Here is a 6,293-nt window from a genome sequence, read left to right as displayed (position 1 = left end):
ATACCGACCCGGTCGGCCATGTCACCCACCGACAGGCCGGTGGCCTTTCGGAGAGTTCTCACCTGGGATGCGATTGCCGCCTCCAGATCGTTGCCGGTGGGCGCATCCGCTGCGACCTCGCGTTGCACCGGAGCCGGATCGCCTGTATCCCGGACGACATGTGCGGTTTGACCTGCCATAGGGCCTCATCCTAGCCGACGGTGTTTCATGAAGTGAAACCCTCGGGTCCGTGTCTACTGCTGAACGAACCCCCTCCCGGCAGAGGCCGGGAGGGGGTTCGGTCAATCGTCCGTCAGGTGGAAGTCGGGGTCGGCGCCGCCTCTCCGGCGGCCTTCCCGGTCATGGCCTCAGCGGCCGCCACCGCGTCGGCCTCCTTCACCGGAGCGCTTCCCATCGGGGCGTGTTCCAGCACATACGCCGACTCACCGTGCACCGACACATCCAGACCCTCGTCTTCGGAGTCCTCGTGGACGCGCAGGCCCATGGTCTTGTCCAGCGCCTTGGCGAGGAGCCAGGTGACCGCGAAGCAATACACAACCACCACGAGCACCGCGACAGTCTGGCGCCACAGCAGATCCAGCCCGCCGCCGTAGAAGAGGCCGGCGACCGCGTTGGGTGCATCCGGGTCGGCGATCAGGCCGACCATGATCGTGCCGAGAATGCCGCCCACCATGTGGATTCCGACAACGTCGAGCGAATCGTCGTAGCCGAGGTGGTACTTGATCGACACCGCGAGGCAGCAGGCAGCGCCGGAGACGGCGCCGACCAGCAGTGCACCCATCGGCGACACCGCGCCACAGGCCGGGGTGATTCCGACCAGGGCGGCGATGAGTCCCGAGCTGGCGCCCAACGACGTCGCGCGCCCTTCACGCAACTTCTCGACGACCAGCCAGGCACAGATACCGGCGCAGGCCGCTGCCACGGTGTTCAGGACGACCACCGAGGCGCTGTTGCCTGCGGCCAGCGCCGAACCACCGTTGAAGCCGAACCAGCCGAAGAAGAGCATGCCGGCACCGAGCATGGTCAGCGGCAGGCTGTGAGGTCGCGGAGCCGCGGGAAAGACTCGTCGTTTGCCGAGCACCAGCACCAGGGCCAGCGCCGCGACACCGGCGTTGACGTGGACCGCGGTACCACCGGCGAAGTCGACCGCCATCAGATCGTTGGCGATCCAGCCGCCGACGACCGAACCGTCCTCGGAATCAAAGGCGAAGACCCAGTGGGCTACCGGGAAATACACGAGTACGGCCCAGATCCCGGCGAACACCATCCACGCACCGAACTTCATCCGGTCCGCGACCGCGCCCGAGATCAGGGCAACGGTGATACCGGCGAAGAGCAACTGGAATGCGGCGACGAGCGCCGGCGGAAGTCCGGGTGCGGCCGGCTCGGCCAGCAGCGACTGCAGACCCAGGGCCTCGAGCGGATCGCCGAGGATCCCGGCGCCACCGAGTGAGTCGCCGAGGACAGCCGAGTAACCGAACAGCACCCAGAGGATGCCCACCACGGCAAACGCACCGAAGGTCATCATGGCCATGTTCAGTGTGTTCTTCGCACTGACCATGCCGCCGTAGAACATTGCCAGGCCGGGCACCATCAGGCTGACGGCTGCGAACGCCGCCAGTACCCACGCGGTATCGGCAGCCGCGATCGCTTCATCCATATGTTTCACCTCATTGAGTCATCCTCGGACGGCAGGCGCCGAAGGGAACGATGTCCACCGATGGTGGACGAACTGCAGCTAGTGCACCACTGTTGTGTTGCGCCTCGGCAACCAGTTGTTGCGGTCGTGTAACGAGGCGCCCCGTAGGCGTTCGTTCCGCATGAAAACTGTTGCCGGACAGCGACTGTTGACCGCGACGATCACGGCACCACTCCTCCGTATGTACTGAGCCACCGCATCCCGGCGCCGCGGGTCCGGGTCACTCCCTTGTAGTCGGCCATGTCCAGCGGCAGGTCTTCGAGCACGCGATAGAGGCGATCGGCCCACTCGGGAACCGTCGCAACCGCAGCAAACGACAGCAGGTAGGTGCGGATCAGGAACATCACGGCATTGCTCTGGGGCAGCCGGATCAGATGCTGAACCTCGGTTCGCAGGTAGAGGCGCTCCCCCACGTCTTCCAGCGGTCCGTCCGCCACGGTCCGACGGTCCCTGCCCCATTCGGGATAGGTCTCGGTGGATGTGTCGAGCTTTCCGTCCACGGTCAGCGTCCAGTTCGTCCGCCGGTAGCTCTGCGCCGGCTGCAGCCGTTTGATGAACTCGTGTGCACGCGTCGCGATCTTCTCCGAGTGCAGACGCGGCACCGGGCCGTGGATCTGCAAGAAGCTCATGCCGACGTCGAAGCCGAAGGACCAGTCCGCGGCGAATGTCACAACCCCGGCGTCGCCCCACATCTGGTCTTCGCGCTGGTCGAGCAACACCACGTCTTCCTGCACCTGACCGAAGATGTAGGTCAGCGGCGGCGACGGAAGACTGGTCAGGTCACCGAAGACGAAGGTGTCGTCGATCCCGAGAAGGGTGTTGCGCCAGCGGTATGTCGGACGGTCGCCGTCCAGCCGATCCAGCATCATCTTGTCGGGGTAACCATCGGCGAGTTCGTGCATGACGGTCAGCATCGCGTCCCAGGCCGCCGGCACCATGTGAGGCAGACACTGCGCGCGCGTGGGATCCGACTCCAATATCCGGGCCCGCTCGGCGAGTTCGCGGCGATAGTGGGAGTCGATGACAACTCGACGATCACCCCAGCTCCCGGCCACGGTCTCCTTCGGCCCGGCCGCGGGTTCGACGTTGGCGCTGTAGCGGTACTGATCCCGGGGGAACGGGAACGGGTAATTCTCGATGTCATGGGTGGTGAACGTTTCGGCGGTGGTCATCAGAGTTCCAGCTCCAGGTGGTCACCGAGCGCGCGTGAGACACACGGCATCATCGCGTCGCCTGCGGCGCGCTCGTCGTCGGTCAGATACGAGTCACGGTGATCGATCGGACCTCCGCGCACGGTCACCCGACATTCACCGCATACTCCTTGGCGACACAGGTTCGGCACGGCCACACCACGTTCCAGCAGTGCTTCCAACAGCGTCACACCGGAACCAACCGGCACCAGCACACCGGTGCGGCCCAGGCGCGCCGCAAAGGGTTCGCCACCAGCGGTGGCATCGGCAGCGAACTGCTCGGAATGCACGCGGCCCGGCGGCCACCCGGCGGCGAGTGCGGCAGCGGCAACACCGTCGATCAACGGCGCGGGACCGCAGGTGTATACGTGGGTCCCGAGCGGCGATTCGGACAGCCGCGGCCGCAGATGAGCCCAAAAGTCCTCTACGGCTTCGACAACCGTCAGCCGATCACCGCACAGATCTCGCAGGTCCTCGGACAGGGCGCCGAATCCCGGCCGGTGCGTGTAGATCACTTCGAACGAGCGGTCCCAGTCCACGGCCGCGCGAACATGCGACAGGATCGGTGTGACGCCGATGCCGCCCGCGATCAGGAGGTGGTGGCGCGCCGTAGAGATCGGCGCAAATGCACTGCGCGGCAAAGAGATGACGACCTCATCACCGACCTCGAGTCCGTGCAGCCATACCGATCCCCCGCCTCCGGAATCATCGCGCCGCACGCAGATCGTGTATTCGGCGGGATCGACTGCTGGCCCGGTCAGCGAGTAGGAATTGCGCCGGCCGGGTTGCCACTGCACTCCGATGTGAGCACCGGGGGCGAACGACGGAAGCGCGCCGCCGGCCGTGTCGGCGAAGGTGAACTCGCAGATGCCGTCGCACAGCATGCGCAGTCTCGTGACGGAGACCAGGAGGTCACCGACACCGACATCCGGGCGTGGGCTTGTCATGACTGTCATTCGGCGTTCTCCCCTTCGGTGAGTTCCTCGGAATCCGGCCGGAAGCCCAAGTAGGCCGAGTGTCGACGCGAGAAGTGGTAGTAGACAACCAACTCAGCATCGCAGCCGCTGCAGGTCACCATCTGGTCGATCTGCGACGCCGTCGGCGTGACAGCATGGCAGTGCGAGCAGAAGACGTCGCGTTCCATGGCGGCAAATCCATCCTCGCCGCCGACATGGACAACGGCGATCTCGTCGTCGATCGCGCCGGCCGCGATGATGAGCGCCCTCGTCCGCATGACAGGGGCCCCGGTGCCGACCACCACGAACCGCCAGCCCACCATGGCCCCGGCGAGCGCAACGGCGACCAGCTCGTCCGGGTTCGCCGCTCCCGACACGTCCACAACAGTGGCGTGCTCGGGCAGCAGCGACGTCTGAGACTCGATGTGCTCCGTGGCGTCGAGGTCGGTGGCGAAGACCAGATGGTGTGTTGCGTGCGCGTCGAACTCGATGTCAGAGAGGGTGCGGTGAGGCCAGCGCGGCACGCTGGTCGTAGCCATCGACACCGCCATGGCTACGGCGCGAACGAACGGTGGCCGACGAAGTAGGCCAGGGCACGGTCAGGGGTGGTGAATCTGATCCGCGATCCCTTCGGGAAGAAGATCGCATCCTTCGGGCCCGCGTACTCGACCTGCCCGGTGTCGAGGTTCTCGAGCTCGAACTCGCCCTCGAGGACGACCTTCATCTCGTCGTAGGCGTAGTAGTAGTCGAGCGGAGCATCAGTCTTCTTGAGTTCGAAGTAGCCGGCCGACATCTCCGACCCGTCCGGGTTGGAGAACACGTCGTCGATGAAACCTTCGGTCCCCGGGTACTCCTCGGCCGGCATCTGCGGCAGGTTCTCCCAGAACCGGGAGGTCACCCGGAACGGAGCCGCAACTGTCTTGGGATCTGTGGTGGTCATCGTGTTTCTCCTGAGGTAGAGGCAACCGAAGTCAGGACTAGTGGGAAACTCCGGATATTCAGAGGAAACCACAACGAGAGTTGCGTCGGTGTTAAATGTTCAACGAACTCGCACTTCAGGGGCATTTATCCACCGAATCGCGCAATACACCGCAACTTTGTCACCTCCGATTGATCAGCGAGAAACACGTTCGTCACATTCCGGGCGTTTCCTGACATACAACACTGAGTCACTGTAAGAAACCGATAGCAACAGACTCACCCCAGCGACCAGAAAGTCGACAGTGACACAAACTGCGAAGTACGTGATCGTGGGCGGCGGCCTTGAAGGACTGGCCATCGCCTGGTCCCTCGCCGAGCGCGGCGAGTCCGATGTCCTCGTCCTCGAGCGTGACACCCTGTGCTCCGGGATGACCGGAAAGTCGAGCGGCGTGGTTCGGTGCCACTACGGCACCCCCTCGCTGGCGGCGATGAGCTGGTACAGCGTCGACATCTTCACCCGTGCAACCGAACTCTTCGGCGACGACATGGCGTTTCGCCGATCCGGCTACGTTGTCGGTGTCGGCGAGGACAACATCGACCCGCTCAAGGCGAACGTCGCGATGATGCAGGGGCTGGGTATCGACGTCGACTTCATCGGGCACGATCAGATGGCCGAACTCTGGCCCGGCCTCCACCTCGACGATTTCGCGGCCTTCGCCTACGAGCCCCTCGGCGGTCGCGGTGAGGCCTACATGACCGGAATGGCATTCGGCGCCTCGGCCCGCAAGCTCGGCGTCAAGGTCCGTCAGTCGACCCCGGTGAAGGGTCTACTGCAGAACGCCGCGGGAACCGTCTACGGCGTCATGCTCGAAGGCGGCGATGAGATCCATGCCGAGCACGTCATCGTCGCGGCCGGGCCGTGGACATCCGAACTGACGGCCACCGTGGGCGTCGATGTGGACGTGAAAGCCCAACGTGCACAGCTTGTCCTGGTCGACCAGGGCGTTCCGACCCCGGACGTCCCGGTGCTCTCGGATCTCGCCGGACTGCAGTACATCTGCCGGGAACCGAATGGTGAACTACTGGTGGGCAACTCCGACCACCAGGCTCCGCAGTACATCGACCCCGACGATTTCGTGAACCGCGCCGACGACAGCACCATCGAGAAGACGATCATGAAACTCGACAACCGTCTGCCCGACATGCCGGACCCACGGATCACGAGCTCCTACGTGGGTGCCTACGACGTCACCCCCGACTACAACCCGATCATCGGCCCGTCCCCTGTCGATGGAATGTTCCTGGCCACCGGTTTCTCCGGACACGGGTTCAAGATCTCACCCGCGGTCGGGGCACTGGTCGCCGACCTGATCACCACCGGAACCACAACCTTGCCCGGTGTCAATCCGAATGACTTCCGCTACAGCCGTTTTGCCGAGAACGACCTACTCGTCAGCCTCAACCCGTACATCGGCGCGGGCGAGATGCGCTGACCCTGCCCGCACCCCACTCCGTCCCAACTCTCCA

The 6,293-nt window shown here is 64.6% G+C and carries 6 protein-coding genes and 1 pseudogene; 1 reads left to right on the top strand and 6 read right to left on the bottom strand.

Translation table 11 applies throughout. The annotated features are described in order from the left end of the window. The 6 genes and pseudogenes from VIQ49_RS24105 to VIQ49_RS24080 all read right to left on the bottom strand — a co-directional run. Positions 1 to 179: pseudogene (locus tag VIQ49_RS24105) on the bottom strand (DNA-binding protein); the annotation flags it as partial. A 113-nt stretch (positions 180 to 292) separates the two neighbouring features. Beyond that, a complete protein-coding gene (locus tag VIQ49_RS24100; RefSeq protein ID WP_331889117.1) occupies positions 293 to 1,660 on the bottom strand; it encodes an ammonium transporter in 1,368 nt (455 codons plus the stop codon). A gap of 200 nt (positions 1,661 to 1,860) precedes the next feature. Next, positions 1,861 to 2,871, bottom strand: coding sequence for a DUF3445 domain-containing protein (locus VIQ49_RS24095; protein ID WP_331889116.1), 1,011 nt, complete (start codon positions 2,869 to 2,871; stop codon positions 1,861 to 1,863). Next, positions 2,871 to 3,845 carry a PDR/VanB family oxidoreductase gene (locus tag VIQ49_RS24090; RefSeq protein ID WP_331889115.1) on the bottom strand — a complete coding sequence of 325 codons (975 nt, stop codon included), beginning with the start codon at positions 3,843 to 3,845 and terminating at the stop codon, positions 2,871 to 2,873. Before VIQ49_RS24090 ends, VIQ49_RS24095 begins: the two co-directional genes overlap by 1 nt. Beyond that, positions 3,842 to 4,384 carry a dimethylamine monooxygenase subunit DmmA family protein gene (locus VIQ49_RS24085; RefSeq protein WP_331889114.1) on the bottom strand — a complete coding sequence of 181 codons (543 nt, stop codon included), beginning with the start codon at positions 4,382 to 4,384 and terminating at the stop codon, positions 3,842 to 3,844. The genes VIQ49_RS24090 and VIQ49_RS24085 overlap by 4 nt, the downstream gene beginning before the upstream one ends. Before the next feature lie 14 nt (positions 4,385 to 4,398). Continuing rightward, the gene (locus VIQ49_RS24080; protein ID WP_331889113.1) at positions 4,399 to 4,785 is read right to left on the bottom strand and encodes an ethanolamine utilization protein; all 387 of its coding nucleotides are present in this window, start codon (positions 4,783 to 4,785) and stop codon (positions 4,399 to 4,401) included. 283 nt (positions 4,786 to 5,068) lie between these two features. Between VIQ49_RS24080 and VIQ49_RS24075 the strand changes: the two genes are divergently transcribed. Continuing rightward, positions 5,069 to 6,259, top strand: a complete 1,191-nt coding sequence (locus tag VIQ49_RS24075; RefSeq protein ID WP_331889112.1) for an FAD-binding oxidoreductase — start codon at positions 5,069 to 5,071, stop codon at positions 6,257 to 6,259. Positions 6,260 to 6,293: the final 34 nt, after the last annotated feature.

It is taken from the genome of Williamsia sp. (genome assembly GCF_036566845.1).
GTDB lineage: Bacteria > Actinomycetota > Actinomycetes > Mycobacteriales > Mycobacteriaceae > Williamsia.
The sequence above is the reverse complement of the archived record's forward strand: the minus strand, read 5'-3'. Positions and strand labels throughout refer to the sequence as shown.

Excerpts from the sequence above, each read along its gene's own strand:
- VIQ49_RS24100 (WP_331889117.1), bottom strand. The coding sequence starts at position 1,660 with ATGGATGAAGCGATCGCGGCTGCCGATACCGCGTGGGTACTGGCGGCG.
- VIQ49_RS24095 (WP_331889116.1), bottom strand. The coding sequence starts at position 2,871 with ATGACCACCGCCGAAACGTTCACCACCCATGACATCGAGAATTACCCG.
- VIQ49_RS24090 (WP_331889115.1), bottom strand. The coding sequence starts at position 3,845 with ATGACAGTCATGACAAGCCCACGCCCGGATGTCGGTGTCGGTGACCTC.
- VIQ49_RS24080 (WP_331889113.1), bottom strand. The coding sequence starts at position 4,785 with ATGACCACCACAGATCCCAAGACAGTTGCGGCTCCGTTCCGGGTGACC.
- VIQ49_RS24085 (WP_331889114.1), bottom strand. The coding sequence starts at position 4,384 with ATGGCTACGACCAGCGTGCCGCGCTGGCCTCACCGCACCCTCTCTGAC.